The sequence below is a fragment of the Streptomyces sp. rh34 genome (assembly GCF_002551245.1).
In the GTDB taxonomy this organism is placed as follows: Bacteria; Actinomycetota; Actinomycetes; order Streptomycetales; family Streptomycetaceae; genus Streptomyces.
In genome coordinates this window covers 1-25,899 of sequence record NZ_NTGZ01000097.1, presented here as the reverse complement: position 1 = coordinate 25,899, position 25,899 = coordinate 1, and the positions used below count along the sequence as shown (strand labels likewise).

Annotated in this window: 18 protein-coding genes and 1 pseudogene; 9 read left to right on the top strand and 10 right to left on the bottom strand. The window is 71.7% G+C overall.

Annotation, left to right across the window (positions count from 1 at the left end; all coding sequences use genetic code 11):
* Positions 1-139, bottom strand: a pseudogene (locus tag CR470_RS40620) (gfo/Idh/MocA family oxidoreductase); the annotation flags it as partial.
* Between the two features lie 162 nt (positions 140-301).
* Positions 302-1,342, bottom strand: a complete 1,041-nt coding sequence (locus CR470_RS19200; protein WP_097868811.1) for an NAD(P)-dependent alcohol dehydrogenase — start codon at positions 1,340-1,342, stop codon at positions 302-304.
* Between the two features lie 94 nt (positions 1,343-1,436).
* Between CR470_RS19200 and CR470_RS19195 the strand changes: the two genes are divergently transcribed.
* The 3 genes from CR470_RS19195 (at position 1,437) to CR470_RS19185 (ending at position 4,281) form a co-directional block, all read left to right on the top strand.
* Positions 1,437-2,045, top strand: coding sequence for a TetR/AcrR family transcriptional regulator (locus CR470_RS19195; protein WP_097868810.1), 609 nt, complete (start codon positions 1,437-1,439; stop codon positions 2,043-2,045).
* A 231-nt stretch (positions 2,046-2,276) separates the two neighbouring features.
* Positions 2,277-3,311 (top strand): glutamine synthetase, encoded by a 1,035-nt coding sequence (glnII, locus tag CR470_RS19190; protein ID WP_097868809.1) that lies wholly within the window; start codon positions 2,277-2,279, stop codon positions 3,309-3,311.
* Positions 3,312-3,690: 379 nt separating this feature from the next.
* Positions 3,691-4,281: a winged helix-turn-helix domain-containing protein gene (locus CR470_RS19185; protein WP_097868808.1), complete on the top strand. Its 591-nt coding sequence runs from the start codon at positions 3,691-3,693 to the stop codon at positions 4,279-4,281.
* Between the two features lie 78 nt (positions 4,282-4,359).
* Here the strand turns inward: CR470_RS19185 and CR470_RS19180 are convergent, their stop codons facing one another.
* Positions 4,360-6,507, bottom strand: a complete 2,148-nt coding sequence (locus tag CR470_RS19180) for an MMPL family transporter (protein WP_097868807.1) — start codon at positions 6,505-6,507, stop codon at positions 4,360-4,362.
* A gap of 242 nt (positions 6,508-6,749) precedes the next feature.
* Between CR470_RS19180 and CR470_RS19175 the strand changes: the two genes are divergently transcribed.
* Together CR470_RS19175 and CR470_RS19170 are read left to right on the top strand one after the other, a co-directional pair.
* Positions 6,750-8,018, top strand: coding sequence for a sensor histidine kinase (locus CR470_RS19175; protein ID WP_097868806.1), 1,269 nt, complete (start codon positions 6,750-6,752; stop codon positions 8,016-8,018).
* Positions 8,003-8,650 carry a LuxR C-terminal-related transcriptional regulator gene (locus tag CR470_RS19170; RefSeq protein WP_097868805.1) on the top strand — a complete coding sequence of 216 codons (648 nt, stop codon included), beginning with the start codon at positions 8,003-8,005 and terminating at the stop codon, positions 8,648-8,650. Before CR470_RS19175 ends, CR470_RS19170 begins: the two co-directional genes overlap by 16 nt.
* Before the next feature lie 93 nt (positions 8,651-8,743).
* Here the strand turns inward: CR470_RS19170 and CR470_RS19165 are convergent, their stop codons facing one another.
* A complete protein-coding gene (locus CR470_RS19165) occupies positions 8,744-9,238 on the bottom strand; it encodes a MarR family winged helix-turn-helix transcriptional regulator (protein ID WP_097868804.1) in 495 nt (164 codons plus the stop codon).
* Between the two features lie 54 nt (positions 9,239-9,292).
* Here CR470_RS19165 and CR470_RS19160 point away from each other — a divergent pair, with 54 nt between their 5' ends.
* On the top strand, positions 9,293-9,835 hold the full coding sequence (locus CR470_RS19160) for a carboxymuconolactone decarboxylase family protein (protein WP_097868803.1): 543 nt from the start codon (positions 9,293-9,295) through the stop codon (positions 9,833-9,835).
* 37 nt (positions 9,836-9,872) lie between these two features.
* Here CR470_RS19160 and CR470_RS19155 read toward each other — a convergent pair whose 3' ends face one another.
* Positions 9,873-10,625: a class I SAM-dependent methyltransferase gene (locus CR470_RS19155; RefSeq protein ID WP_097868802.1), complete on the bottom strand. Its 753-nt coding sequence runs from the start codon at positions 10,623-10,625 to the stop codon at positions 9,873-9,875.
* A gap of 90 nt (positions 10,626-10,715) precedes the next feature.
* Between CR470_RS19155 and CR470_RS19150 the strand changes: the two genes are divergently transcribed.
* The 3 genes from CR470_RS19150 to CR470_RS19140 all read left to right on the top strand — a co-directional run bounded on the left by CR470_RS19150 (position 10,716) and on the right by CR470_RS19140 (position 13,889).
* Complete coding sequence (locus CR470_RS19150; protein ID WP_097868801.1) at positions 10,716-11,621, top strand: metal-dependent hydrolase; 906 nt, start codon at positions 10,716-10,718, stop codon at positions 11,619-11,621.
* 3 nt (positions 11,622-11,624) lie between these two features.
* Positions 11,625-12,707, top strand: coding sequence for a PDR/VanB family oxidoreductase (locus tag CR470_RS19145; RefSeq protein WP_097868800.1), 1,083 nt, complete (start codon positions 11,625-11,627; stop codon positions 12,705-12,707).
* A gap of 456 nt (positions 12,708-13,163) precedes the next feature.
* Positions 13,164-13,889 carry a TetR/AcrR family transcriptional regulator gene (locus CR470_RS19140; protein ID WP_097868799.1) on the top strand — a complete coding sequence of 242 codons (726 nt, stop codon included), beginning with the start codon at positions 13,164-13,166 and terminating at the stop codon, positions 13,887-13,889.
* A 22-nt stretch (positions 13,890-13,911) separates the two neighbouring features.
* Here the strand turns inward: CR470_RS19140 and CR470_RS19135 are convergent, their stop codons facing one another.
* The 5 genes from CR470_RS19135 to CR470_RS19115 all read right to left on the bottom strand — a co-directional run bounded on the left by CR470_RS19135 (position 13,912) and on the right by CR470_RS19115 (position 25,873).
* Positions 13,912-14,616, bottom strand: a complete 705-nt coding sequence (locus tag CR470_RS19135) for a DUF2470 domain-containing protein (RefSeq protein WP_097868798.1) — start codon at positions 14,614-14,616, stop codon at positions 13,912-13,914.
* Positions 14,617-14,743: 127 nt separating this feature from the next.
* Positions 14,744-16,981, bottom strand: coding sequence for a regulator (locus CR470_RS19130; protein ID WP_097868797.1), 2,238 nt, complete (start codon positions 16,979-16,981; stop codon positions 14,744-14,746).
* Positions 16,982-17,161: 180 nt separating this feature from the next.
* A complete protein-coding gene (gene pulA, locus CR470_RS19125; protein ID WP_097868796.1) occupies positions 17,162-22,489 on the bottom strand; it encodes a pullulanase-type alpha-1,6-glucosidase in 5,328 nt (1,775 codons plus the stop codon).
* Positions 22,490-22,626: 137 nt separating this feature from the next.
* Positions 22,627-24,357: a carbohydrate-binding module family 20 domain-containing protein gene (locus CR470_RS19120; RefSeq protein WP_097868795.1), complete on the bottom strand. Its 1,731-nt coding sequence runs from the start codon at positions 24,355-24,357 to the stop codon at positions 22,627-22,629.
* A 457-nt stretch (positions 24,358-24,814) separates the two neighbouring features.
* Positions 24,815-25,873 (bottom strand): LacI family DNA-binding transcriptional regulator, encoded by a 1,059-nt coding sequence (locus CR470_RS19115; RefSeq protein WP_179892314.1) that lies wholly within the window; start codon positions 25,871-25,873, stop codon positions 24,815-24,817.
* Between the last annotated feature and the right edge of the window lie 26 nt (positions 25,874-25,899).

The window sequence follows — 25,899 nt, the reverse complement described above, 5'->3', positions numbered from 1 at the left end:
CCTCGGCCCTGCGCCCCCACACTCCGCTCAGTTCGACGCCGGGATGGGCGGCGAGCGCGGGGGCATGGGTGTTGCGCGCCCAGGGGCCGGCGCCGAGGAGGCCTATGCGCAGGGGGGCGGTGGCGGCAGCTGGTGTCATGGTGGCCAGTGTGCCCGGTGCGCGGACAGGGCCGCGTATGCGGTGGCTCTGCAGGGCGCCGGGCCGTGCGCGCGGCGTTGTCCGGGCCGTGCGCACGGCGTTGTCCGGCCCGTGCGCGCGGCGTTGTCCGGCCCGTGCACCACGCCCCGGCCGACCGTCTCCTCAGTCCAGGTCGGACATGTCGAGCACGAAGCGGTAGCGGACGTCGTTTCGCCGGAGGCGGTCGAGTGCCGTGTCCACCTGTGACGACGGAAGCACTTCGATGTCGGCGGCGATGCCGTGGTCGGCGCAGAACCGGAGCATCTCGGCTGTCGCCAAGCGGCCTCCGCTGCCCGCCGAGCTGAGCTTCTTGCGGCCGATGAGCAGGTCCATGGCCTCGACGGTGACGGGGCCCAGGTACCCGAGGAGGCTGAGGGTGCCGTCCATCGCCACCAGCCTCAGATACGGGGCGAGGTCGTGCGGGGCGGAGATGGTGTCGATGACGACGTCGAAGGCGTCGCGTGCCGTGGCCATGTGCCGGGGGTCGGTGGAGGCGATGAGGTCGTGAGCGCCGAGCTTGCGGGCGTCGTCGTGCTTGTCCCGGTTACGGCTGATGACGGTCGTGGTGGCGCCGAGCGCCACGGCCATCTTGACCGCGAGGTGGCCCAGGCCGCCGAGCCCGGCCACGGCGACGCGACTGCCGGGGCCCACGCCCAGGGAGCGCAGCGGCTCCCAGACGGTGATCCCGGCGCACATCAGCGGGGCGGCCGCGGCCGGGTCGAGGCCGGAGGGAATCGGGTAGGCGAAGGTGTCGCGCACGACGTACTCGCGGGAGAAGCCGCCCAGGGTGGTCGACCCGTCCTGCCGGTCGGTACCGCCGTAGGTCAGAGTCGGGAAGGAGTGGCAGAAATTCTCCTGTCCGGCCGCGCACATGGCGCACACGCCGCAGGAGTCGACGATGTTGCCCACCGCGACGCGGTCGCCGACCGAGAAGGCGGTCACCTCGGGGCCGGTCCCGGTCACCACGCCGGTGAATTCGTGACCGGGCACCAGAGGTGCCTTCGCGTGCTGGTCATGGGCGTTCAGGGCGTGCAGATCGGTGTGGCACACGCCGCAGTGGTCGACCCGCACCGCGATGTCGTCCGGACGCAGGTCACGGCGGTCCAGCGACGTGCGCCGCAGCGCCGTCGGACCGGCCGCCCGCCATCCCGTGGTCGTTCGCATACGTGACTCCTTAAACAGACTGTTCTGTCTGTCGCAGCGTAGGCGCGGCCGCACCCCAAGGCAAACCAACTGTTCTGTTTGGTAGAGTGCGGGCATGCCGGAACAGCCCCAGACCCCGCGAGGCGCCGCGACCTACCAGCGCATCCTGGACGCCGCCACAGAAGAGTTCGCCCAGCACGGCATCGCCGGGGCGCGCATCGAACGCATCGTGGCGGCAGCGCGCACCAACAAGGCGCAGCTCTATGCCTACTTCGGCGACAAGGAGCGACTCTTCGACGCGATCTTCCTCAGTTCGCTGGAGCGCATCACCAACGTCGTGCCCATCGACGCCGACGATCTCGCGGGCTGGGCCGTCCGTCTCTACGACGAATATCTGCGCCGCCCCGACCTCATCCGACTGGCGACCTGGACGCGACTGGAGCGCCGCCCTTCCGGGCACCTCGTCGAGACGCACCAGAACTACGACGACCGCAAGCTCGGGGCCATCGCCGAGGCCCAGGACGCCGGGCGGGTCCGCGCGGGCGACCCGTTCGACATCATGGCCGTGGTGATCGCCATGTCCATGGCCTGGTCACCGGTCAGCAACGTATACGCGGCCGGCAGCCAGGAACCCGATGACGTACACGACCGGCGCCGCGCCCTGCTCCGGGACTGCGTCCACCACGCCACCGCGGCCCGCGGGGGCGACGCTTCCCCCTCATGACCGCCCACCAGCACCCCTGGGGACGCTCGCGCACGGCGCCCGGGCTCCGGCCAGGGCCGGAAAGCCCGGGCCGCCCCCACGCCGGAACCACCCGCGATCTCTCGTGGCTCTCCTGGCGCAGTTCTACGAAGGCCCGAGGTAACACGGGGTTCACATCCGGGCAACGGACGGGAAATCGCGTCTTGCCAAGCTGCGCCGCATAGACCGCTGCACCCGCAAAGGATGGCGTCCGTGACGTTCAAGGCTGAGTACATCTGGATAGACGGCACCGCGCCGACCGCCAAGCTTCGCTCCAAGACGAAGATCATGGACGGCGCGCCGTCGGGAGACGTGGCGGAGCTGCCCGTCTGGGGATTCGACGGCTCCAGCACCAACCAGGCCGTGGGCCACGCGTCCGACCGGGTACTGAAGCCCGTCTTCACCTGTCCGGACCCGATCCGCGGCGGCGAGGACATCCTCGTCCTGTGCGAGGTCTTCGACATCGACATGACGCCGCACGAGTCCAACACCCGCGCCGCGCTGCGTCCGCTCGCCGAGCGGTTCGCGGGCCAGGCCCCGGTCTTCGGCATCGAGCAGGAGTACACCTTCTTCGACGGCCACCGCCCGCTCGGCTTCCCCGAGGGCGGCTTCCCGGCCGCGCAGGGCGGCTACTACTGCGGTGTCGGCGCGGACGAGATCTTCGGCCGCGAGATCGTGGAGAAGCACCTCGACAACTGCCTGGCGGCGGGGCTCGGCATCTCGGGCATCAACGCCGAGGTCATGCCCGGTCAGTGGGAGTTCCAGGTGGGCCCGCTGTCCCCGCTGGAGGTCTCCGACCAGCTGTGGGTGGCCCGTTGGCTGCTCTACCGCACCGCCGAGGACTTCCAAGTCTCCGCCACCCTGGACCCGAAGCCGGTCAAGGGCGACTGGAACGGCGCGGGCGCGCACACCAACTTCTCCACCAGGGCGATGCGCGAGGGGTACGACGCGATCATCACCGCGTGCGAGTCGCTGGGCGAGGGCTCCAAGCCGCTGGACCACGTGAAGAACTACGGCGCGGGCATCGACGACCGGCTCACCGGCCTGCACGAGACCGCCCCGTGGAACGAGTACAGCTACGGTGTCTCCGACCGCGGCGCCTCGGTCCGCATCCCGTGGCAGGTCGAGCAGGACCGGAAGGGCTACATCGAGGACCGCCGCCCCAACGCCAACGTCGACCCGTACGTCGTCACCCGGCTGATCGTCGACACCTGCTGCACCGCGCTGGAGAAGGCCGGCCAGGCCTGAATCCCGACGCCGGTCACGGCAGAGGGGCCCGCCGAACCGGCGGGCCCCTCTGCCGTGCGGTGCGGGCTTCCCCTCCGTGGGCGGTGACGGCCGGGCGTGAGGAACGTGACGCCAAGGGCCCGTACCGACGGGTGAGAGGAGTCTGATGCACCGCCGCGATGTCTGCTTCAATGGGCACATGGCCAGCTACCAGCACATCGCGTCGGGTCGCAGCGACCTCGAACCGTTCTGGCCGTCCCGTCAGCACCATGATTTCGACCGGGTGTGTTGCCGCGCGTGGAACGCGCAGGCCCTCTAAAGCCGCTCACCCCGGCCTTCGGTCCGCGCGCACGACGCAAGTCCGTCCCTGACGACTCCTCGCGCGAAAGAGCTGACCCTCATGGCGAACACCCGTACCCTCTCCGCCGCGTCCGCCGCCACCGCGGCGCCCCCGGCATCCGCTGCGGCCCGTCCCACCCGTTCCCTCCCCGCCCACCCCAACCGGCACCGGCTGCGCGCGGTCGACAGCGACGAGGCCGCCGGGCCGGCCGACGTGGCGGGCTTCCTCCCGCCCGGGGCCACCTGGCTCCCCGCCCCGCAGCACACCCTGCCCGCCCTGCCCGGACAGCCGCCGATGATCGGCTACCTGGTGCTCGTGCCGGCCGACCAGCGGCCGGCGCCGGTCCCGGCCACCGACGCGGGGGTGTCCGCCGGGCCGGTCCGGATCGACGCCGCCCGGCGTACGGCTTCGGTCGACGGCGTCGCCCTCGACCTCACGTACCTGGAGTTCGAGCTGCTGTCCCACCTGGTGGCGCACCCGCACCGGGTGCACACCCGCGACCAGTTGGTGACGACCGTGTGGGGCTACGGGCATGTGGGCGACGGGCGCACCGTCGACGTCCATGTCGCCCGGCTGCGCCGCAAGCTCGGTGCCCAGTACCGCCGTTCGATCCAGACGGTCCGGCGGGTCGGGTACAAGTACACGCCCTGACCGCCCGGTTCGCCCCGTACGTCCGGCGGCCCCGGGCCACGGTTCCTCCTCACCGTGGTCCGGGGCCGTCCGGGCGTCTCAGACCCGCTGGGCCGCCGGAGCCTGCGCGTCCATCGGCCCGGCCGGTTCGCCGTAGCCGTCGTGGCTCTCGTCCTCCAGGCTCGGCAGGCGCGAAAGGCCGCGCGACGTACGCCAGTTCCGCTCCCCCAGGAGCAGCATCACGGAGGGCAGCAGCACCATCCGTACGACGGTGGCGTCCAGCAGCACCGCGACGGCCAGGCCGACGCCCATCTGCTGCATGTCCTGCATGGACAGGGTGCCGAACACCGCGAAGACCGCCACCATGATGGCCGCCGCTCCGGTGACCGCCCCGGCCGTGCGACGGATGCCGGTCTCGATCGCGGCCCGGTTGTCCAGGCCGCCGCCGCGCGCCTCCCGGATCCGGGAGACGACGAACACGTGGTAGTCCATGGACAGACCGAACAGGACGACGAGGACGAACAGCGGCATCCATGCCTCGATCGCGCCGACGCCCTCGGAACCGATGAGGGAGGCGCCCCAGCCGTGCTGGAAGACGGCGGTCATCACCCCGTAGGAGGCGCCCACCGAGAGCAGGTTGAGGACGATCGACGTCACGGCGATGACGTAGCTGCGGAAGCAGACCAGCATGAGCAGGAAGGTGACCGCCGTGATGAAGGCGAAGACCGGGACGATGCCGCGTCGGAGCTGGTCGTTGAAGTCGACCGATCCGGCGGTCTCCCCCGTGACGTGGGCCTTCGCCCCGGTGCCGTCGAACGCGGCGGGCAGGCGCTTCTCGCGGAGTTCGGTGAGGTCGGCGGTGCCGCCGGGGAGGGGGATCTCGATCTCGGCGACGTTCTCGGCGCGGTGGACGGTGGCGTCCTCGAACCCGTCGAGGGCCTTGGTGACCTCCGGGGCGGTGATGTCGGGCGCGGTGACGACGACGAGGGCGGGGGCGGGGCCGCCGGGGAAGCTGTCGGTGATCCTGCTGTGGGCGATGGAGAGCTGTGAGTCGGAGCCGAACTGCTTCTCCAGGCCGAGGGATTCGGTCTTCATGCCGAGGGCCGGAGCGGCGAGGGCGAGCAGCAGGACGACGGCGGCGACGGCGAAGGCGCGGGGCCGGGCGAGGACGGGGCCGAGCACCCGGCCGACGATGCGGCCGCTGCCGGCCTGGCCGTGCTTGGCGCGACGGTTCAGCAGGGGAATGCGGCCCGCGTCGATGCGGTCGCCGAGCCAGGAGAGCAGGGCGGGCAGGACGGTGACCGAGCCGAGCATCGCGATGAACACGACGATGATCGTGGCGAGCGCGAAGCCCTTGAACAGCAGGAGCCCGGAGAGGAACATGCCGCCCATCGCGACCATCACGGTGAGGCCGGAGACGAGTACCGCCCGGCCGCTGGTGGCGGCCGCGATGCGCAGGGCGGTCTCGGCGTCCCGTCCGGCGGCGCGTTCGTCGCGTTCGCGGCGCAGGTAGAAGAGGCAGTAGTCGACGCCGACGGCGAAGCCCATCAGGAACATCACGGAGTACGTGGTCTGGAACAGGTGCAGTTGGTGGCTGGCGATCGAGAGCAGGCCGAAGGCGGCCATGCACGCGGTGAGGGCGAGCCCGACCGGGAGCAGGGCGGCGACCACCGCGCCGAAGGCGACGAGGAGGATGCCGAGGGCCAGCGGCACGGCGGTGAACTCGGCCTTCTTGAAGTCCTCGGCCAGCAGGTCGCCGAGCCACTTCCCCGCGCTGGCCTCGCCGAACTGGTGGATCTCGGTGTCCGGGTGGTCCTTGCCCACGGCGGCGACCGCGTCCAGGACGGGCTGGATCCGGTCGGAGGAGGTGGCGGCCTCGCCCTTCATCTCGAAGGTGATCAGGGCGTCCTTGCCGTCCTCGGAGGCGACGGGCGGGGCGATGTTCTGCGTTTCGCCCGTGTCCCGTACGGCATCGGCGAGGGCTTCGGCGGCCGGCTTCCAGTCGCCCGCGGCGGGGGCGGAGACCATGACGAGTTCGCCCGCGGGCTTGTCGAGTCCGGCGTCGAGGAGGATCTGCTCGGCGCGGGCGGACTCGCCCGCGCCGTTCTCCGCGTTGGTCATCTCGACCATGCCGGTGGCCCCGCCGATGCCCGTGGCGAGCACGACGAAGAGCAGCCAGCCGAGTATGGCCGTCTTGCGATGGTGGGTGCTCCACACGCCGATGCGTGCGGCGAGATTGCGCCTCATACGGTTTCCCCCGGAGGTAAGCGTCAGGTAAGTGATCGGGACACTTCGAATCTAGGAATCGGACGCGGTCCACCCCAGCCGTCGAAGCCCCCGGTCACGGAGGCGTAGGGGGCGGATACGGGGGTGGTGCCAGGTACACCCCCGCCGGGTGGCGGACCGGCTGACGCCGCGGGGCCGGCCCGGGTGAGACTGGCACCCGGACCGGGACCAGCCCGGCTCCTGTGAGGGGGGCGAGACCTGCGATGAAGGTGTTCTCAGGACGGCTGCGGCCGGCGGCGCTGGCGGCGGGACGCGGACTGTTCCTGTCGGTGGCCGGTCTGGCGGCGTCCATCACTCTGTTCGTGCTCGCGGTGCTCTCGATCGCCTTCATCCTGCTGGGCATCGGCGTGTTCACCACCCCGGTCGTGCTGGAGGCGGTCCGCAAACACGCCAACCAGCGGCGGCTGTGGGCGGTGACCTGGTCGGACGTACGGATCCCGGTCCCGTACCGGCCCCTGCCGAAGGACCTGCGGTCGGGCGTCACCGGCCAGGTCGAGCGCACCACACTGATGCTGAAGGACCCGGCGACCTGGCGGGACCTGCAGTGGCTGCTGGTCGACATGACGGCGGGCACGGTGGTGGCGGTCCTGGCGGCGGCCCTGATGATCTACCCCGTCGAAGGGCTGGTGCTGGCAGCGGGGCTGTGGCGGGTGTTCCGGGACGATCCGTACTGGTACGGGTTCGTGCCGGTGGACAGCCAGGCGACGGGGTTCGCGGCCCTGGCGCTGGGGATCGTGCTCTTCCACGTCGGGCTGTGGGCGAGCAGGCCGCTGCTGCGGCTGCACTTCGTGCTCGCCCGGGCGCTGCTCGCGCCCACCCAGGACCAGGAGCTGGCGCAGCGCGTCCAGCGGCTGACCGAGACCCGGCACGAGGCCGTGGACACCGCCGCCTCCGAGCTGCGCCGCATCGAGCGGGACCTGCACGACGGGGCGCAGGCCCGGCTGGTCGCGATGGGTATGAACCTGGGCACGATCGAGGCGCTGATCGAGAAGGACCCGGCGCGGGCGAAGAAGATGCTGGCGATGGCCCGGGAGTCGTCCGCGGAGGCTCTCACCGAGCTGCGGGACCTGGTCCGGGGCATCCACCCGCCGGTCCTCGCGGAGCGGGGCCTCGGCGACGCGGTCCGGGCGCTGGCCCTGCGGCTGCCGGTCGCCTCCGAGGTGACGGTGGAGCTGCCGGGGCGGACGGACGCCCCGGTGGAGTCGGCGGCGTACTTCGCGGTCAGCGAGGCCCTGACGAACACGGTGAAGCACGCGGAGGCGACGCGGGTCTTCGTGGACCTCCACCACGCGGAGGGGATGCTCCGGATCTCGGTGACGGACGACGGCAAGGGCGGTGCGGTCGTCGGATCGGGCTCGGGTCTGAGCGGAATCGAACGGCGACTGGGTACATTCGACGGCGTACTGGCCGTCAGCAGCCCCGCGGGCGGTCCCACCATGGTGACCATGGAGATTCCTTGCGAGTTGTCCTAGCCGAAGATCTCTTCCTGTTGCGCGACGGCCTGGTGCGCATGCTGGAGGCGTACGACTTCGAGATCGCCGCGGCTGTGGAGACCGGGCCGGAACTGACCAAGGCGCTGGCCGAGTTGCAGCCGGACGTCGCCGTCGTCGACGTCCGGCTGCCGCCGTCCCACACGGACGAGGGCCTCCAGTGCGCCCTGGCCGCCCGCCGGGCGCGTCCGGGGCTTCCGGTGCTGGTGCTCTCGCAGCACGTGGAGCAGTTGTACGCACGGGAGTTGCTGGCGGACGGCAACGGCGGCATCGGCTATCTGCTGAAGGACCGGGTCTTCGACGCGGACCAGTTCATCGACGCGGTACGGCGGGTGGCGGCGGGCGGCACGGCGATGGACCCGCAGGTCATCTCCCAGCTCCTGTCGCGTCGTTCGCAGGACGAGCCGATGGGCGGACTCACCCCGCGCGAGCGGGAGGTGATGGGGCTGGTGGCCCAGGGCCGTTCCAACGCCGCCATCGCCTCGCAGCTGGTGATCACGGAGCGGGCGGTGGCCAAGCACACGTCGAACATCTTCGGCAAGCTCGATCTGCCCCCGTCGGACGACGACAACCGCCGCGTGCTGGCCGTCCTGGCGTATCTGGACCACGGCTGACGCGGCCCCCTCCGTCCGTCTCCGGCCCCCGTCGGCCGTCGAGCGGGCGGGCGGCGGGCTCCTGGGCTCCGCCCAGCCGGTGATCCAGGGTGTTCACCCCGTGAACCAGCCCGCCGCGTCCAGTCGGAACGCGCCGGCGGGGGCCATCGTGCGCAGGTCCCGCTCCAGGGCGGCCAGCCGCTCCTCGCCGAGCTCCCGGGCCCATTCCGCCCGCAGCCGGTCGAACCCCTCGGCCGACCGGGCCAGCAGGTCGCCGCCGTGCGGGGTGAGGCGGATCAGGGTGCGCCGGCCGTCGGCGGGGTCCGGGGCGCGCTCCACGTAACCGAGCGCCTCCAGCCTCTCGACGGTCTTTCCGGCGGCCTGCTTGGAGACCCCGAGCCGCCGCCCGACCTCGCTGATGGCCGCGCCGTCGCGTCCGACCGCCTGGAGGGCGAAGCCGTACGCGGGCCTGGTTTCGGGGTGTCCGTGCTCGGCCAGGTCCCGGTGCAGGGCGTCGATGATCGAGCGGAAGCCGGCGAGGAGCAGCAGCGGCAACTCGAAGCCATTGCCAGATTCGACAACCTGGTTTACCTTTTTTTCATCAACCATGTTGTCGATCGTAGTTGACCCCGCCCGACCCGCCCCCGCTCCGAGAGGTCCGTCATGCCCTTCCCCGACCACACCCCCGAGACCGCCCCTCCCGGTTCGCGGCGCGCCATGGAGGCGGTGACCGAGCGACTGGGCTACCGGCCCGCCGCCATCGCCCGGCTCGCCGCCTCGCCCCACACCCTGGACGGCTTCCTGAGGATCAGCGCGCTCTTCGAGGCCTGCACCCTGGACCCGCTCTCCCGCGAGGTCCTGATCATGACGATGGCCACCCGCAACGACTGCCACCTCTGCGTCGCGATGCACACCGCGAAGCTGACCACCCTGGATGCCGATCCGGCGCTCGTCGCCGCCCTGCGCGACCGCACCGGCCCCCCGCTTCCCGACGAACGTCTGGAAGCCGTACGGCGGTTCACGCTGGAGGTGCTCGCCTCGGCGGGGGCGGTGGACGACGCCGTCCTGCGGGACTTCCTGGCGCACGGCTACACCGAGCAGAACGCCATCGAAGTGGTCCTGGGGATCGGCGCGTACACCCTGTCGACCCTGGCCAACCGGCTCACCGGGGCGCCGGTGGACGCCCCCTTGGCCGCCTTCGCCTGAGAGCCGGCAGCCCATCCCGCACCCGGAAAAAACGGGCTCAGGGGTGAGCTACGGCAAGACTCACGACGTAGGCGTCCTCGACCTCGCCGTCCGGGAACAGGGCAGTGAGCAGGGCCCGTTCGCGGTCGAAGAAGTCGCGGACCTCGACCGGGTCACCGATCAGGAAGTCGGAGTGGGTGGCCAGGTTGGCGATATGGGCGTCGACCGGTACGCGGCGGCTCCACGCCACCTGCCGGGTGCGGAAGTCGAGCCCGTCGGGCAATTCGGCCCGGAAGCGGGCCTCGTGGGACGGGAAGGCGGGGACCTCCACCCCGAAGAAGACCCGCATCCGGTTCTCCTGGTCGACCAGCCACTCCACGGCGGGGTCGCAGTCGTTCCACCAGAGCGCCAGCGCTCCGCCCGGGCGCAGCACCCGGCGGGCTTCGGGTATCGAGCGTGCCGGGTCGGTCCAGTGCCAGGCCTGGGCGTACGTGATCAGGTCCATGGAGCCGGTCCGCAGCGGCAGGCTGTTCCCGTCGCCCCGGACCAGCGGCACGTCCGGCAGGCCGCGGTGGAACTGCTCGGCCATCCCGTCACCGGGCTCCACCGCCGTGACCCGGGCCCCGCGCTCGTACAGCCGCGCCGTGCCGAGCCCCGTCCCCGCTCCGACGTCCGCGACCCGGGCCCCGGCGAGCGGCAGTCCGGCCAGCTCCTCGACGGCGTCGAACAGCGCGGGCGGGTAGGAGGGGCGGTGCGCGTCGTAGGCGGCGGCGATGGCGTCGAAGGACCGGGCCTGCACGGGTTTCGTCATCCGGCAATCATCGCGCAGGACCTTCGGGAGCGGCACGGAAACCCCTGCACGCCTCTGGTCCCCCCGCATACCCGTCAGTACATTGACAGCATGTCTAACACGCAGCCAGCGGCGGTCGCGTCGGAGCGGACGCCCCTCAAGGCCCGCAAGGTGTCGTTCGCCTGGGAGAGGACTCCCCTGCACTGGGTGCCGGGCGACCCGTTCACCACGCACACCATCAACGTGCTCCACCTGCTGCTCCCGGCCGGGGAGCGCTGGTTCATCCACGTCTACCGGCAGATACTCCCGTACATACACGACGACCAACTGCGCGAGGACGTCATCGGGTTCATCGGCCAGGAGGCCGTGCACTCGCAGGCCCACGACGATGTGCTGCCGCGTCTGCGGGAGCTGGGTCTCGACCCGACCCCGTACACCGCGCAGGTCGACTGGTTCTTCGAGAAGCTGCTCGGGGACCGGACGCTGCCGCCGGGGCGGGCCGCGAAGTGGTGGCTGATGGAGCGGGTGGCGATGATCGCGGCGATCGAGCACTACACCGCGTTCCTCGGCGACTGGATCCTCAACGCCGACGCCCTGGACCGCCGGGGAGCGGATCCGACGATGCTCGATCTGCTGCGCTGGCACGGGGCGGAGGAGGTCGAGCACCGGTCGGTGGCCTTCGACGTCTTCATGCACGTGGACGGCGGCTACCGGCGGCGGGTGCGCACCTGGGCGGCGGCGTTCTCCGCGCTCGTGTTCCTCTGGCAGCGCGGCATCCGCTTCTTCATGGCGAACGACCCCACGCTGCTGGGCGGCAAGGCCTCGCTCAAGGCGTTCCACGCGAGCGGACAGCAGGGCACGCTGCCCAGCACGGGCGCGATCCTGCGGTCCGTGCCGAGCTATCTCAGCCGGTCCTACCACCCCTCCCAGGAGGGCAGTACGGCCCAGGCCGTCGACTACCTGACCCGCTCCCCCGCCGCGCTCGCCGCCGAGGCCGTCACGACGGAAGGGGCGTGAACCATGGCGCTGCCCCGTCTGCGCACCGTCGTCCTCGCCTCCGGCGCCGCCCTGCTCACCCGGCGCGCCCTGAAACGCCGGATCGCCCGGTCCCCGCTGTGGCCGTTGCCCGCGCTGCCCGAGCCGATATCGGGCCACTCGAAGCGTCGTACGACCTCGGCCCGCCGACTGCGGATCACCGGGCGGACCGTGGTCGCCGACGGTGTTGTCCAGCTCCGGCTGGAGGGGACCGGTCTGCCGCGCTGGGAGCCGGGGGCCCATCTGGATCTGGTGCTGCCGTCCGGTCTGGTGCGGCCGTACTCGCTGTGCGGCGATCCGGAGGACACCGGCGCGTACACGGTGGCGACCCGGCTGATGGAGGACGGCCGGGGCGGTTCGCGGGAGGTGCACGAACAGCTCCGGGAGGGCCTGGAGATCGAGGTGCGCGGGCCGCGCAACCGCTTCCCGCTGGCCGAGGCCGGAAGTTACGTCTTCGTCGTCGGCGGCATCGGGATCACCCCGGTCCTGCCGATGCTGCGGGTGCTGGCCGCGTCGGGGGCCGACTGGCGGCTGCTGTACGGGGGCAGGTCACGGGGATCGATGCCGTTCCTGGACGAGATCGAGTGGCTCGGCGCTGACGCGGACCGGGTCACGGTCGTCGCCCAGGACGAGGCGGGCCACCCGGACGTCGCGGCGGCGCTGACCGGTCTCGCCCCGGGCACGGCGGTCTACTGCTGCGGCCCCGGGCCGCTGATGGACGCCGTCGCCGCCGCGCTCCCGGCGGGGCACCCCCTGCACCTGGAGCGGTTCTCGGCCGCGACGGGGGAAGCGGCGGGGCCCGGCTCCGGGGCGTTCGAGGTGGAGTTGCGGCGCAGCGGGCGCACGGTGCCGGTCGCGGCGGGGCAGTCGGTGCTGGCCGCTGTCCGTACTGCGGCGCCCCATGTCGCGTACTCCTGCGAGCAGGGGTTCTGCGGGACCTGCCGACAGCGGGTCCTGGAGGGCGAGATCGATCACCGGGACGATCTGCTGACCGACGACGAGCGGGCCGACTCGATGCTGATCTGCGTCTCGCGCTGCCGCGGCGGGCGTCTCGTTCTGGACCTGTAGGCGGTTACGGCGTAGTCACGTACTGATCCTCTTCGGCACAAACGACGCCCCTCGCGTGAAGGCCCGAGGCCAACGCCTGTGCGCTGCTACGGCGACGGTGCCGCTCAGGGAGGCGAGCGCTGTTCGCCATCGTCGACTCCGGGGAAGGGCCCGACACGGACGTCACGACCGGCCTGGCGATTCGCGATGGGGCCCGGCGCGATCCGGCGGTCGCCGAACGTGTCCGGCGCGTCGACAACCGCCACATGGACCCTGCGTTCGCTGTTTTGCGCCTTCTGCGCCGACGAGGACGAAGTAGAGGCACGCTGCCTGATCACCTTCTCGCCGCACATCGCCGACCGGTTCGTGTTCGCCGAACACGGCGATCGCAGCCGTGTCGACGTCCACGACCTGACAACGAGGTGGTTGCTCGACTCTCCACGTTCCCGCCGTTCGCACCCCGGATAGGCTGTCCGCATGACGACCGGGGCGCGGCGCAGGATGGGCGTCGACGAGCGCAGACAGCAACTGATCGGCGTCGCGCTGGACTTGTTCAGCCGTCGCTCGCCCGAGGAGGTGTCGATCGACGAGATCGCCGCCGCCGCGGGCATCTCCCGTCCGCTGGTGTACCACTACTTCCCCGGGAAGCAGAGCCTGTACGAGGCGGCGCTGCGGCGGGCCGCGGACGAGCTGGCGGCCCGCTTCCTGGAGCCCCTCGAAGGGCCCCTGGGCGCGCGGCTGCTGCGGGTGATGGGGCGGTTCTTCGACTTCGTCGACGAGCACGGCCCCGGCTTCTCGGCGCTGATGCGGGGCGGGCCCGCGGTCGGTTCCTCGACGGCGAACGCCATGATCGACGGGGTGCGGCAGGCCGCGTACGAGCAGATCATCACGCACCTCGGGGTGGCCGAACCGCCGGCCCGGCTGGAGCTGGTGGTCCGCTCCTGGGTCTCGCTCGCCGAGTCGACGGCGCTGATCTGGCTGGACGGGCGGCGCATCCCGCGCGCCGAGCTGGAGACGCAGCTGGTCCACGACTTCGCCGCGCTCGCGGCGGTCAGCGCCGCGTACGACCAGGAGATGGCGGGCATCGTGCTGCGGGTGCTGTCCCAGGAGCCGTCGGACGGCCCGTTCGGGGAACTGCTGGCCCGGCTCTCCGCGTTCACCCCGGACGTGCCCGCCGTGCCCGCGCAGCGCCTGCCGCACTGAGCGCCCCGGGCGGGTAGCGGGGTCAGGCCGGCAGGCCGTTGCGATGGGAGACGCGGCGGGCGGCGGCCAGCAGGGCGTGGATCTGCGGGCCCGCCTGGTCGATCTCGGTGACCGGGCGGGGGAACGGCAGCCGCACGTCCTCGTGGGTGCCGGGGTATTCGAGCCGCAGGGTCACCCCGAAGCGGTCCATCGCCAGCGGCACGGCCCGCGTCATGCCGCGCTCCGGGCGGGGGTGGACGAGGCGCAGGAGCAGCGGGACGAGTTCGGCGTGGTCGTCCACCAGATGGGTGAGCATGCCCGCCTCGCACGCGGCGATCGGATCGCTCTCCACCTCCTCCAGTTCCTCCAGGGTGACGAAGGTGCGCCCCTCGGCGTCCTCCAGGACGGCCTGCCCGAACTCCATGCAGGTGCTCCGCTCGGTGTCGGTGCGGTACGGGGCGGTGAGCAGCCCGGTGACCGTGACGCGGGCGCGCAGCCGGTCGCGTACGGGGGTGGGGGCGATGTCCGTGAACTCCAGGCGGGCCGGGACGCGTTCCGCGCCCGGACTGTGGCCGCCGTCGTTCGGGGCGTGCAGGTGGATGTGGCCCATCGCGCTCGTGCCGTCGAGGCGGCGGACTTCGGTGTGCAGTCCGTCGCTGACCACGGTCATGGAGTGGGCGACCGTCAGGATCGACCGGACGCGCTCGGCGCGGGTCGGCCGCGTGGCACGGGGGCGGGAAAGACGCATCCGAGTTCTCCAGGAAGGGTCAGCGGAACCCAAGTGGCTACTTAGGTATGCCTAACCTTACCCACATGATCCGGGTGCGGGTAGTCCGGGGACTCCACCGGCGCACCGATCCCCGCTCGCGCCCGGGTCAGAGCTGCAGCTCGGTACGGAGCGCGGCGGCGAGGCCGACCTCCACGTTGTCCGACTGGCCGCGCTCGAAGGCGCGCCGGTAGGCCTCGTCGCCGACGGCCGCCCGCGCCTGGAGCTCGCACCTCGCGCGGACCGGCCCCAGCTCGGGTGTGCCGCGCTGGGGATGGCCGACCATCCGCCAGTAGGCGTGTCCGGTGCCGTAGACCCGGGCAGCCTGGGCGCCCGCGCCCTGGGCGGCGATGGCGGCGGCCAGGATGTCCAGGCCGAGCGCGATGCCGAAGCTGTCGCGGAGCCGGTGCTTGCCCGCGAGCATCGACCGGGCGTGCGCGGCGGAGGCCGCCGGGCGGCCCTGGAGCAGGGCGATCAGGGCGAGCTGGTAGTCCGCGTAGGAGCGGGTCCAGTGTTCGCCGCCTCGTTCGCAGGCCCGGCGCAGTGCGGTGGCCGCCGCCTCGGACTCGGTGAGCCGGCCGAGCGCGGTGAGCGCGAAGACGGTGATGAGGTGGCAGCGCATCCGATGGGCCGAGTCCGCCGGGACACTCTCGGTCATCCGCAGGACCCGCCCGGCCGCCTCCAGGGCCGCGGCGGGCTCCCCGGTCATCAGCTGGGTGAGGCCGGAGAGATAGGTCGCGCCGAGCATGCCCTCGTCGTCCCGGTCGTACAGGGCGCCGGCCGTGCAGAGCGCGCCGTACTTCTCCGCGGTCGCGAAGTCGCCCTGGAGCAGCGCCGAGACGCCGAGGACCCATTGCAGCCTGGTCCGGTGGGGCCCGTCGACGGGGCCCGCGTCCAGGGCGCGCTGGGCGTAGCCCCGGGCCTCGGAGAGATGGCCGCAGCAGGCCCAGAAGAAGCCGACGCGGCCCGCCATCTCCTGGGCGCCGGCGACGTCGTGGGCGAGCAGGTGCTCCAGGGCGGCGCACAGGTCGAGGTGGGTGTCGGACACCTTGTGGTACCAGGACACCTGGTCCGGACCGGTCCAGCCGTCGTGGGCGCGGCGGGCGAGGCCGAGGAAGCTCCGCGCGTGCCGGTCGGCGGCGGCGCGGGCCTCGCCCAGCTCGGTGAGCCACATCCGGCCGTACTCGCGGAGGGTGTCGAGCATCCGGTAGCGGTCGCCGTCGCGCTGGACGACGCTCTGGGCGACGAGGCCCTGGAGCGCCCGGTCCACCTCGTCCGGGGTGAGCGGGCCGCCCGCGCAGACCTCGCGGGCGACGGCCGCGTCGAAGTCGGTCCGCAACGGGGTGAGGCGGGCCCACAGGAGGCGCTCCAGCGGGGTGCACAGCTCGTGGGACCAGCCGATGGCGGTACGCAGGGTGCGGTGGCGGCGGGGCCACACCGTCGCGTCGGCGAGGAGGTCGAGGCGGGCCGTGCCCGGATCGCCGTCGGCGCCGTCGATCCCGTCGAATCCGTCGATCCCGTCCGACCTGGGTGCGCCGTCGAACCCGGGTGCGCCGTCCACACCGGGTGCTTCGAAGCGGGGGGCTTCGAAACCGGGGGCGAGGGCGAGGCCGCCGCTCCGGCCGGGCACGCCGAAGCCGGCGCTCCGGGCGTCGAAGCGGGTGCCGATCCGGTTGGCGAGCTGGGCCACGCTGTGCCGGCCGATGCCCGCCGCGGCCAGTTCGATGGCGAGGGGGATGCCTTCGAGGCGGCGGCAGATCTCGGTGGCGGCCGCCTCGTCGCCGGGGGCGTCGAGGCCGGCCCGGGGGTCGGCCTCGCGCAGCCGGTCGGTGAAGATCTGGAGGGCGTCGGGCGCGCCGTCGACCGGGAGCGGCGGCACCTCGACGACGTACTCGCCCCGGGTGCCGAGCGGCTGCCTGCTGGTGACCAGGACGGTCAGGCCCGTCGAGGTGGTCAGGATCTCGGCCAGCAGATGGGAGCAGGGGCCCCGTAGGTGCTCGGCGCTGTCGAGGACGAGCAGGAGGTGTTTGTCACCGAGCCATTCGCAGAGCACTTCGACGGGCATACGCAGGGTGTGGTCGGCGAGTCCGACGGCGTCGGAGACGGTGGGGAGCAGCAGCCCGTCGTCGGGGAGCGGTGAGAGGTCGGCCCACCACGCGCCGTCCGCGTAACGGTCGGCGGCGGCGCGGGCGGCCCGGACGGCGAGCCGGGTCTTGCCGACGCCTCCGGGGCCGATCAGGGTGGTCATCCTCCGGGTGACCAACGCGGTTCCCAGCCGGGCCAGTTCGGCCCGCCTCCCGACGAAGCTGCTCGTCTCGTCGGGAAGGTATCCCACCTTGGTCATCATCACCGTCCGGGCGCTCGGGCAGGGTGCGCCGGCGGGCCGACCGCCCCGGGTGGGGCTCCTGCCGCACGCACCGGGCCGGTCCCGCTATCCCCGAGGGGAGAGCGGGACCGGCCCGGTGAACCAGGACGGCTGTCGCGGCTCCATTGCCGACGTCTGCCGTCACCGTAGTGCCGCCCGAGGTCAGCGCAGCGCGAAGACGGCCACCGTGCGTCCCGGGACGGTGAAAGTGGCCGATTTCCCGTCGTACCTGGCTCGTTTGACGGTAGAGTCCGCGCCCTTGGCCTGGACAGGGTGCAGCGCGTACGTCCTCCCCGCCGGCGCGGCGAGCCGCTGGTCGGCGGTGGTCGGCGCGGCGTTGAGGACGACGACCAGCTCGCCGAGGCGCATGGTGATCACGCCGGGGGTCTCCGTGGTGCCGGAGAGCGGGAAGGACAGGGTGGACCGCACCTGGTCCGCGGTACTGAGGGAGAACTCCTTCTCGGTGCTGCGGATGGTGAGCAGGTCGCGGTAGGCGGCCGAGGCCCCGTCGATCTGCGCGCAGTTCGGCGCGATGGCGCCGGTGGCGGCCAGGAGCGGCTTCGCGTACGCCCATTTGTCCTGGTTGTCGGCGGCGGGCGGCAGGCCCCGGCCGAAGCCGTTGCCGTCGCGGCAGTCCCAGTGCAGGGCGTTGAACCAGTCGCCGCTGTCGTAGGAGTTGCGGTCCAGGGACTTGGAGCGCAGCAGGTCGGTGCCCGCCTGGGAGAGCGAGGGTCCCTGGGAGAGGACGGAGGCGGCCATGGCCACCACCTGGGCCCTGGCCCGTTCGGCGGCCGTGGTGGAGGCCGGGAGCTTGAAAGCGAGGGTGTCGAAGAGGGTCTCGTTGTCGTGGGCGTCGGAGTAGGCGAGCGCGTCGCCGGGTGCGGCGGCGTATCCGGCGGGCGCCCCGTTGTAGTCGACCTCGGAGCCCTTGACCGTGCGGCCGGAGGTGTCGGTGAAGGTGTAGTCGGCGAGGTTGCCGGTGAGGCCGACCTTGATCAGGTCCTGGTAGTGCAGCAGCCGGGCCTTCTGCTCGGTGCGGGTGCCGTTGGCCGGGGAGGAGTTGGGGTCGGTGTAGAGACCGGTGGCGAAGCCCTGGACGCCGGGGTCCTCGTCGAAGGGGCCGCCGCCGCGCACGGCGTCGCGGGCCCGGTCGGAGAAGGTGGCGATGCCGGTGCCGGCCATGTTCTTCTGGGTGGCCTGGACGAAGCGGGCGTCGTCCGCGATCTCGCCGAAGTTCCAGCCCTCCCCGTACAGGATGATCTTCTTGCCGTCGACGCCGTCCTTCGCGAGCGTCAGCCCGTCCAGCGCCTCGCGGACGGCGAGGATGTTGTCCTTGGGGTGGTGGCCCATCAGGTCGAAGCGGAAGCCGTCGACCTTGTACTCCTTCGCCCAGGTGACGACGGAGTCGACGACGAGCTTGCCCATCATGGTGTTCTCGGGCGCGGTGTTGGCGCAGCAGGTGGAGGTGGCGACGCTGCCGTCCTCCAGGAGCCGCTGGTAGTAGCCGGGCACGATGCGGTCGAGGACCGACTTGTCGTCCTGCCCGGAGGCGACGGTGTGGTTGTAGACGACGTCCATGACGGTGCGCAGTCCGGCCCGGTTGAGGCCCTGCACCATCTGCCGGAACTCGACCGTGCGCCGGGTGCCGTCCGGGTCGGAGGCGTAGGAGCCCTCGGGGACGGTGTAGTGCAGCGGGTCGTAGCCCCAGTTGAAGCCGTCCTTGGCTGCGGCCTTGCCGACGCAGGCCTGCTGCTCCTCGGAGTCGGGGGCGTGGACGTGGAGGTCGCAGGCGGGCTTCTGCTGGTCCTTCTTCTTCTCCGGGACCGTCCCGATGTCGAAGACGGGCAGCAGGTGCACGTAGCTGGTGCCGGAGTCGGCGAGCTTCTTGAGGTGCTTCATGCCCTTCGAGCGGGTGTCGGTGAAGGCGAGGTATTCACCGGGGTGGGTCGCCGTGCGGTCCGTGACGGAGAAGTCCCGGACGTGCAGTTCCTGGATCTGGGCGTCCCGCAGCGGAGTGGCGGCGGGCTTCCTCAGGCCGGACCAGCCGCGCGGGGCGAGCTTCGGGTCGGTGAGGTCGACGACGAGGCTGCGGGCGGAATCGGCGGTCAGGGCGGTGGAGTAGGGGTCGGTGACCTTGTTGGTGACCATCTTCTGGACGGTGGGGGCCCAGACGGTCACGGCGTACCGGTAGGGCTTGCCCCGCCAGCTCTTCTTCCCGGCGACCGACCAGACGCCGGTGCGGTCGTCACGCTTCATCGGGTGCGTACGGCCGTCGAGTTCGAGCGAGACGGTCCGGGCGGTGGGGGCCCACACGGAGAGCGTGGGCGTCGAGCCGCGGAAGACGGGGCCGAGTTCGGCGGAGGCCGCCTTCTTCCCGTACAGGTCGTCCAGGATGCCGGCGGTCTGTACGCCGGTGGCGGCGAGCAGAGCGCCGTTGGCCGCGCGCTGGGTGGCGATGATCTGGCCGCGCAGGGACTCCCGGACCCGGTCCCGGTCCCGGGCGTCCACGGTGAACGCCGGGTAGTCCTTGAGGTGGGGGTACTTCGCCTTCTGCGCGTCACTGAGCGCGGACTGCGTGAGCCGGAGCCACTGGCCCTCGTCGGAGAGCGCCCCGTCGACGACGGAGATGCCGCCCTTCTTCGCGTGGACGAGCTGCTGGCTGGTGGCGTCGGTGGCCTTCACCTTCCAGACGACGGTGTCCGCGTCGAGCCACTGCGCCTCGGCCTTCGACAGGTCGGGGGCCGCGCCGCCGCCCGTCTGCGGGAGCAGGTAGCCGGGCTTGCCGCCGAGCATCCAGACCTCGTGGCCGTAGGTGGCCAGGTCGAGGGACTGGTCGCTGGGCAGGTCCTTCTCGTCGCCCTTGTGCAGGATGTAGCTGAGTGTGGTGGCGCCGTCGACGAGCGGCACCTCGAAGGTGACCCCGTAGGCGTCCTTCTTCACCGGCATCAGCGGCTTGGACCAGTCGGTGGGCTCCTGGGCCCCGGCCCAGGTGTGCAGCCCCCAGCCGTCGTAGTTCCCGTCCGGGCGGTGGTAGTTGAGGACGGCCTTGCCGGTGTCCTGCGGCGGGGTCCCGGGGGCTTCGGCCCGCTGCCCGTCCTTGCCCTGCTCGATCCAGACCTGTCCGGTCACGCCGAGGTCGACGGTCCGCTGCGGTCCGTCGGCCGTGCCGTTCCTCTCGACGGTGTACGGGACGGAGTCGGCGCCCTTCTCCAGGTCGATCCAGGCGAACGCGCCGTAGGCGTCCCGACCGATGAACTCGGCGCTCTTCCCGCCGGACTTCAGCTGCCAGCCCTCGTAGTCGCCGTCGGGGCGCTGGTAATGGACGACCGCCCGGTCACGCTCGACGGCGACGGGCTTCGGCTTCGGCGGGGTCCGACCGGCGGTGGTCGAGGCGAGAGCACCGGAGGTGCGGCCCGCCCGGTCGACGGCGACGGCCTTGTAGCGCAGCGGCGTTCCCGCCTTCACCGTCTCGTCGAGGTACTGGGTGACCTTGTACGGGGCGTGGTCGGCCGAACCGAGCGTCTTCCACTTCCCGTTGCCCACCTGGGCGGCGAAGACGACCCGGTTGAGCTGTCCCCCGTCCACGTCGGCGGTGATCTCGACGGTGCCGGTGGCGCCGGCGGCCGGGGCCTTCAGCGCGATCGACGGCTCGGCGGCCGGGGAGCCGACCGGCCGGTCCGCCTTCAGCACGATGCTGGAGAGGGCGGGCACGGTGACGGTGACCTTCTGGTCCGGGCCACTGCGGACCGAGCCGGAACCGCCGTACAGGGTGCGGAAGTCCATGTCGGCCGACTCGGTGGTGAGCTGGACCTTCCTCGGGCTCGTGCCGTTGTTGGAGGCGACGAGGTATTCGTACGGGCGCTCGGTCGCGATGCGCGAAGTGGCGTACACCGAGCCGTCCGCCCCTTCGACGGCCCGCTCGATCTGCGTGCCGTCGCGCAGCGCCGGGTGGCTCTTGGTGAGCCGGGAGAGGGCGGCGATGGAGCGGTAGACCGGGTGCTCCGTGTCGTACGCGTCCGAGGCGTGCGTCCGGTCGGTGCCGAGCTGGTCGTCGTCGAGGTAGTCGGCGGTCCTCGAGGCGAAGAGCGTCTGGCGGGAGTCCTTGTCGCCGCCGGCTCCGGTGAAGCCCTGCTCGTCGCCGTAGTAGATCACCGGGTTGCCCCGGCCGAGGAACATCAGCTCGTTGGCGAGCCGGGCCCGCTTCAGCAGCTCGGCGTCATCGGCCTTCGGGTTGTCCTGCTTCAGGAAGGTCCCGATGCGGCCCATGTCGTGGTTGCCGAGGAAGGTGACCTGCTCGTAGGCGTTGGCCTTGTCGGTGGTGTAGCGGTAGTCGTTCCCGTACACCGAGGCGAGCCGGTCGGCGGGCGCGCCCTGGGAGGCGAACTGCCGGGCCGCGTCCTGGAACGGGAAGTCCAGCGTGGAGTCCAGGCGGCCCCGGGTGACGTAGGGGGAGGTCACCTCGGTGTCGGCGGAGTAGACCTCGCCGAACATGAAGAAGTCGTCCCGGCCGCGCTTCGCGGCGTACGCGTCGAGCGCGGTGGCCCACTGGGTCCAGAAGTCCAGGTCGACGTGTTTGACCGTGTCGATGCGGAAGCCGTCGATGTCGAAGTCGCGGACCCACTTCTCGTAGATCTTCTCCATGCCCTTCACGACCTCGGGACGCTCGGTCCACAGGTCGTCGAGCCCGGAGAAGTCGCCGTACTCGTTGGACTCGCCGGCCCACGTCGAGTCGCCCCGGTTGTGGTACATGGTGGGGTCGTTGAGCCAGGAGGGGACCTTCTCGCCGGTGCCGGGCGTCTTCACCGGGGTGTACGGGAAGGAGTCCTCGTCGACCTCGGCGACGCCGTCGCGGTCGTCGAAGGGGCGGCCGTCCTCGTCGAGGTGGGGGAAGGCGCCCTTGGACCGGTAGCCGTAGGTCTTCTCCGCGTAGTCGACGGTGTCCGCGGTGTGATTGGTGATGACGTCGAAGAAGACCTTCATGCCCTTGGCATGGGCCTTGTCGATCAGCCGCTCCAGGTCGGCGTTGGTGCCGAAGTGCGGGTCGACCTGGGTGAAGTCGGTGATCCAGTAGCCGTGGTAGCCCGCCGAGGCGTCCTTGCCGGTGCCCTGCACGGGCCGGTTCTTGAAGATCGGCGCCATCCAGATGGCGGTGGTGCCGAGGCCCTTGATGTAGTCGAGCTTCTGGGTCAGGCCCTTGAGGTCGCCGCCCTGGTAGAACCCCTTGTCGGTGGGGTCGTAGCCGGTCTCCAGCCGCGAACCGGTCAGCCCGCCCCGGTCGTTGGAGGCGTCGCCGTTGGCGAACCGGTCGGGCAGGACGAAGTAGAACTGCTCGCGCGTGAGGTCGTGCCGGTCCGCCTCACGGGCGAGTTTCGCGTCCGAGGGCGGGGAGGGCGGCCGGGGCGACGCGGCGGCGGTGGCCGCAGGGACGACGGGCAGCAGCGCCGCGCACAGGGCGGCCACCGTCCATCGTCCGAGGATGGTTCGGGACACGGAGGGTGCTCCTTGGGGCTTGGTCGATCGGTCGAGCGGTGGGCCGAGCGGTGGGTCGACCGCTCGGTCGACCGCTCGGTCGATCAGTGGGGAGGCGGGCCGGGGGCGGTGCCACCGGCCCGCCGGGGGGCGAGGGGTCAGCTGCGCCAGACGTCGGCGGTCAGCGTGACCTTGCCGGAGGCCGGGACAGTTGCGGTGCGGTTGGCACCGCTCTCCCAGGTGACGTTGGAGCCCGCGTCCTTGCGGACGTACTTGTAGGCGAACGTGGTCCCGGCGGGCAGGTTCACGTCCAGCTTCCAGACGGGGTACGCCGCCGGGTCGAGCTTCGGCGCGTTCGCCGGGTTCCAGTTGCCGAGGGCCGCCTGGTCGCCGGTGACGTGGATGTTCTGGCCGGGCCGGGTGGTGGCGTTGACGCCGAAGGAGGCGCCGGTGGTCCCGTCGCCGGGGCCCGGGTCGGGGTTCGTGCCGCCTCCCCCGCACGTCCGGGCACCGGCGTGCAGGGCGAGGGCGGTGCCCGCCGGGACGGTGGCGGTGAACTGGCCGGAGCCGTTGACGCTGACGCCCTTGCCGGACTGGACGTCGCAGTAGTCGCCGCCGGGCAGCGAGGTCTGGAAGGTCCGGGTGAGCGCGGATCCCTCGTGGTTGATGGCGACGTACGCCTTGTTCCCCCGGCCGAAGGCGATCCGGTCCCCGCCGTCGTCCCACCAGTCGGTGACGGCCTGGCCGCGTGCGGTGTTGCGGAGCCCGACCATGGAGGAGATCTCGCGCCAGGCGTGCTGGCACTTCCAGCCGTCGCTGTAGCAGGCGTTCACCTGGCCGCCGTTCGGCGGTCCGGCGTCGTGGTCGCTGAACTCGTAGCCGGAGTGGACGTCCGGGGAGCCGTAGGGCCAGGCCAGCATGAAGACACTGGCGAGCGTGTAGGCGGAGCCGTTCTTGTAGTTGAGGGTGTCGCCGCCGCGCTCGGTGTCGTGGTTGTCGACGAAGACGGCGGACTTCCCGGACTCCATGAAGCCCCAGCCCTCGCCGAAGTTCTTCAGGTGGGCGAGGTTCTCGTTGAGGAAGACCTGCTTGAGGCTCCGCCCGTACCGGAACTCCTGGACGTCTCCGCTGCCCAGGTACTCGGAGGGCGAGACGGCCTCACCGGCCCCGAAGATCGCCTCGTGCTTCCAGTAGACGTTCGGGTTGGTCAGCCGGGACTTGATGTTGGCGAGGTCGCCGGCGGGCATGTGCTTGGCGGCGTCGATCCGAAAGCCGTCGACGCCGAGCGAGAGCAGGTCGTTGAGGTAGCCGGCGATCCTGCCGCGTACGTAGTCCTCGCCGGTGTCCAGGTCGGCGAGGCCGACCAGTTCGCAGTTCTGGACGTTGCCGCGGTCGTTGTAGTTGTTGATCTGAGACCGGCAGTCGTCGAGGTCGTTGCCGGAGTAGAGGCCCGGATAGTCGTACTTGGTGTACGCGGTGCCTCCGGTGCCGGTGCCGTTGCCCGCCGACATGTGGTTGATGACGGAGTCGGCGATGACCTTGACCCCGGCCGAGTGACACGTGTTCACCATGGCGGAGAAGGCGGCCCGGTCACCGAGCCGGCCGGCGATCCTGTAGCTGACGGGCTGGTAGGACGTCCACCACTGGCCGCCCTGGATGTGCTCCTGGGGCGGCGAGACCTGGACGTAGCCGTAGCCCGCCGGACCGAGGGTGTCCGTGCAGGCCTTGGCTATGGAGGCGAACTTCCACTCGAACATCACGGCGGTGACGTCCTTGTCGCCCGGAGCGGCGGCCTGTGCGGTGCCTGTGGCGCCGAATCCGGTGGGGACGACGAGGGCGGCGGCGCACGCCACGAGGGCGAGCGCGGCAGACAGGGGTCCGCGTGCCATGTCTTTCCTCCTGCGGGTGGGGGAAACGGGGATGACGGTGCAGCCTCGGTCGGCAACGCGCCGTGCCCTCAAGGCCTATGAAGGTTCTTGCTGCAAGAATGCAAACCTTGCCGCGGAGCAGACCGTACGAGCCCTCCCCCCACCGGTCAACCCTTTGGACACCCCCCGCTCACATCCGCGAAACAGCGGAGATTCCTTCCCGTCCCCGTCCCGATTTCCCGCTGCAAGGTCTTTCGCAAGATATTGCGGACCTGCTACGTTTCATCCCGACTCCGGTCCGGCCGGCTGTCTTTATGGGGGCCCGGCGCCGCGTTCACGTCGTCGTCGGACCCCACGCGCCCGGCCGGCCGGGCCGGTCACGGCAAGAGAGGCACCCGGAGTCGCCACAACTCCCCGCCGGCCCTTCCTGGGCCGACTCCTGGTGCCTCTCCTGTACGTGCCCGCTTCCGCGTCGCGGTCAGCCGTTGCGTACCGCCGCCGTCGAGCCCCGTACGACCAGCTCCGGCTGGAAGACGTACTCGGTGCGCTGCACCGGGCTTCCGCCGATCTCCTCCAGCAGCGCGCCCACGGCGGCCGCCGCCATCGCCTGCACGGGCTGGCGCACCGTGGTCAGCGGCGGGTCGGTGAACGCGATGAGCTGCGAGTCGTCGAAGCCGACGACCGAGACGTCACGGGGCACGTCGAGGCCCCTTCCCCGGGCGGCGCGCACCACGCCGAGGGCCATCAGGTCGCTGCCGCAGACGATGCCCGTGCAGCCCGCGTCCAGCAGTGCGCCGGCCGCCACCTGGCCGCCCTCGACGCTGAACAGCGTGGAGCAGACCAGCAGTTCGGCCTCCGACCGGTCCATGCCGAGCAGCGAGACGGCCGCCTCCACGAACCCGTCGCGCTTGCGGCGGGAGGGGACGTAGCGCTGCGGGCCGATGGCCAGGCCGATCCGGCGGTGGCCGAGGTCGGCGAGGTGCTGGAGGGCCATCCGCACGGCGGCGTTGTCGTCGGGCGAGACGAACGGGGCGCTGATGCGCTCGTTGTAGCCGTTGATCAGGACGAACGGCACGCCGCGCTCGGTGAGCGCGGCGTACCGGCCCGGGTCGGCGGAGGTGTCCGCGTGCAGCCCGGAGAGGAAGACGATGCCGCCGACGCCGCGCTCGACGAGCTGCTCGACGAGTTCGTCCTCCGTCGCACCGCCCGGCAGTTGGGTGCAGAGCACGGGGGTGTAGCCGTGCCCGGCCAGCACCTGTTCGACGGACTGCGCGAACGCCGGGAAGATCGGGTTGGTGAGTTCGGGCGTCACCAGGCCGATCAGTCCGGCGCTGCGCTGGCGCAGCCGTACGGGCCGCTCGTAGCCCAGGATGTCGAGCGCCGCGAGCACCCGCTGACGCGTGGTGTCCGCGACGCCCTGCTTCCCGTTCAGGACCCGGCTGACCGTCGCCTCGCTGACCGCCGCCTGTCCGGCGATGTCGGAGAGGCGGGGCGCGGCGGCGGTCCTGGGCGCGGGCAGTGTCACACCGTCCACCACACCGTGGTGTCGGCGGGCAGCTCGGT

Coding starts and splice junctions, on each gene's coding strand:
- CR470_RS19200 (WP_097868811.1), bottom strand. CDS start 1,342: ATGCGAACGACCACGGGATGGCGGGCGGCCGGTCCGACGGCGCTGCGG.
- CR470_RS19195 (WP_097868810.1), top strand. CDS start 1,437: ATGCCGGAACAGCCCCAGACCCCGCGAGGCGCCGCGACCTACCAGCGC.
- CR470_RS19185 (WP_097868808.1), top strand. CDS start 3,691: ATGGCGAACACCCGTACCCTCTCCGCCGCGTCCGCCGCCACCGCGGCG.
- CR470_RS19180 (WP_097868807.1), bottom strand. CDS start 6,507: ATGAGGCGCAATCTCGCCGCACGCATCGGCGTGTGGAGCACCCACCAT.
- CR470_RS19175 (WP_097868806.1), top strand. CDS start 6,750: ATGAAGGTGTTCTCAGGACGGCTGCGGCCGGCGGCGCTGGCGGCGGGA.
- CR470_RS19165 (WP_097868804.1), bottom strand. CDS start 9,238: ATGGTTGATGAAAAAAAGGTAAACCAGGTTGTCGAATCTGGCAATGGC.
- CR470_RS19160 (WP_097868803.1), top strand. CDS start 9,293: ATGCCCTTCCCCGACCACACCCCCGAGACCGCCCCTCCCGGTTCGCGG.
- CR470_RS19155 (WP_097868802.1), bottom strand. CDS start 10,625: ATGACGAAACCCGTGCAGGCCCGGTCCTTCGACGCCATCGCCGCCGCC.
- CR470_RS19150 (WP_097868801.1), top strand. CDS start 10,716: ATGTCTAACACGCAGCCAGCGGCGGTCGCGTCGGAGCGGACGCCCCTC.
- CR470_RS19145 (WP_097868800.1), top strand. CDS start 11,625: ATGGCGCTGCCCCGTCTGCGCACCGTCGTCCTCGCCTCCGGCGCCGCC.
- CR470_RS19140 (WP_097868799.1), top strand. CDS start 13,164: ATGACGACCGGGGCGCGGCGCAGGATGGGCGTCGACGAGCGCAGACAG.
- CR470_RS19135 (WP_097868798.1), bottom strand. CDS start 14,616: ATGCGTCTTTCCCGCCCCCGTGCCACGCGGCCGACCCGCGCCGAGCGC.
- CR470_RS19130 (WP_097868797.1), bottom strand. CDS start 16,981: ATGATGACCAAGGTGGGATACCTTCCCGACGAGACGAGCAGCTTCGTC.
- CR470_RS19120 (WP_097868795.1), bottom strand. CDS start 24,357: ATGGCACGCGGACCCCTGTCTGCCGCGCTCGCCCTCGTGGCGTGCGCC.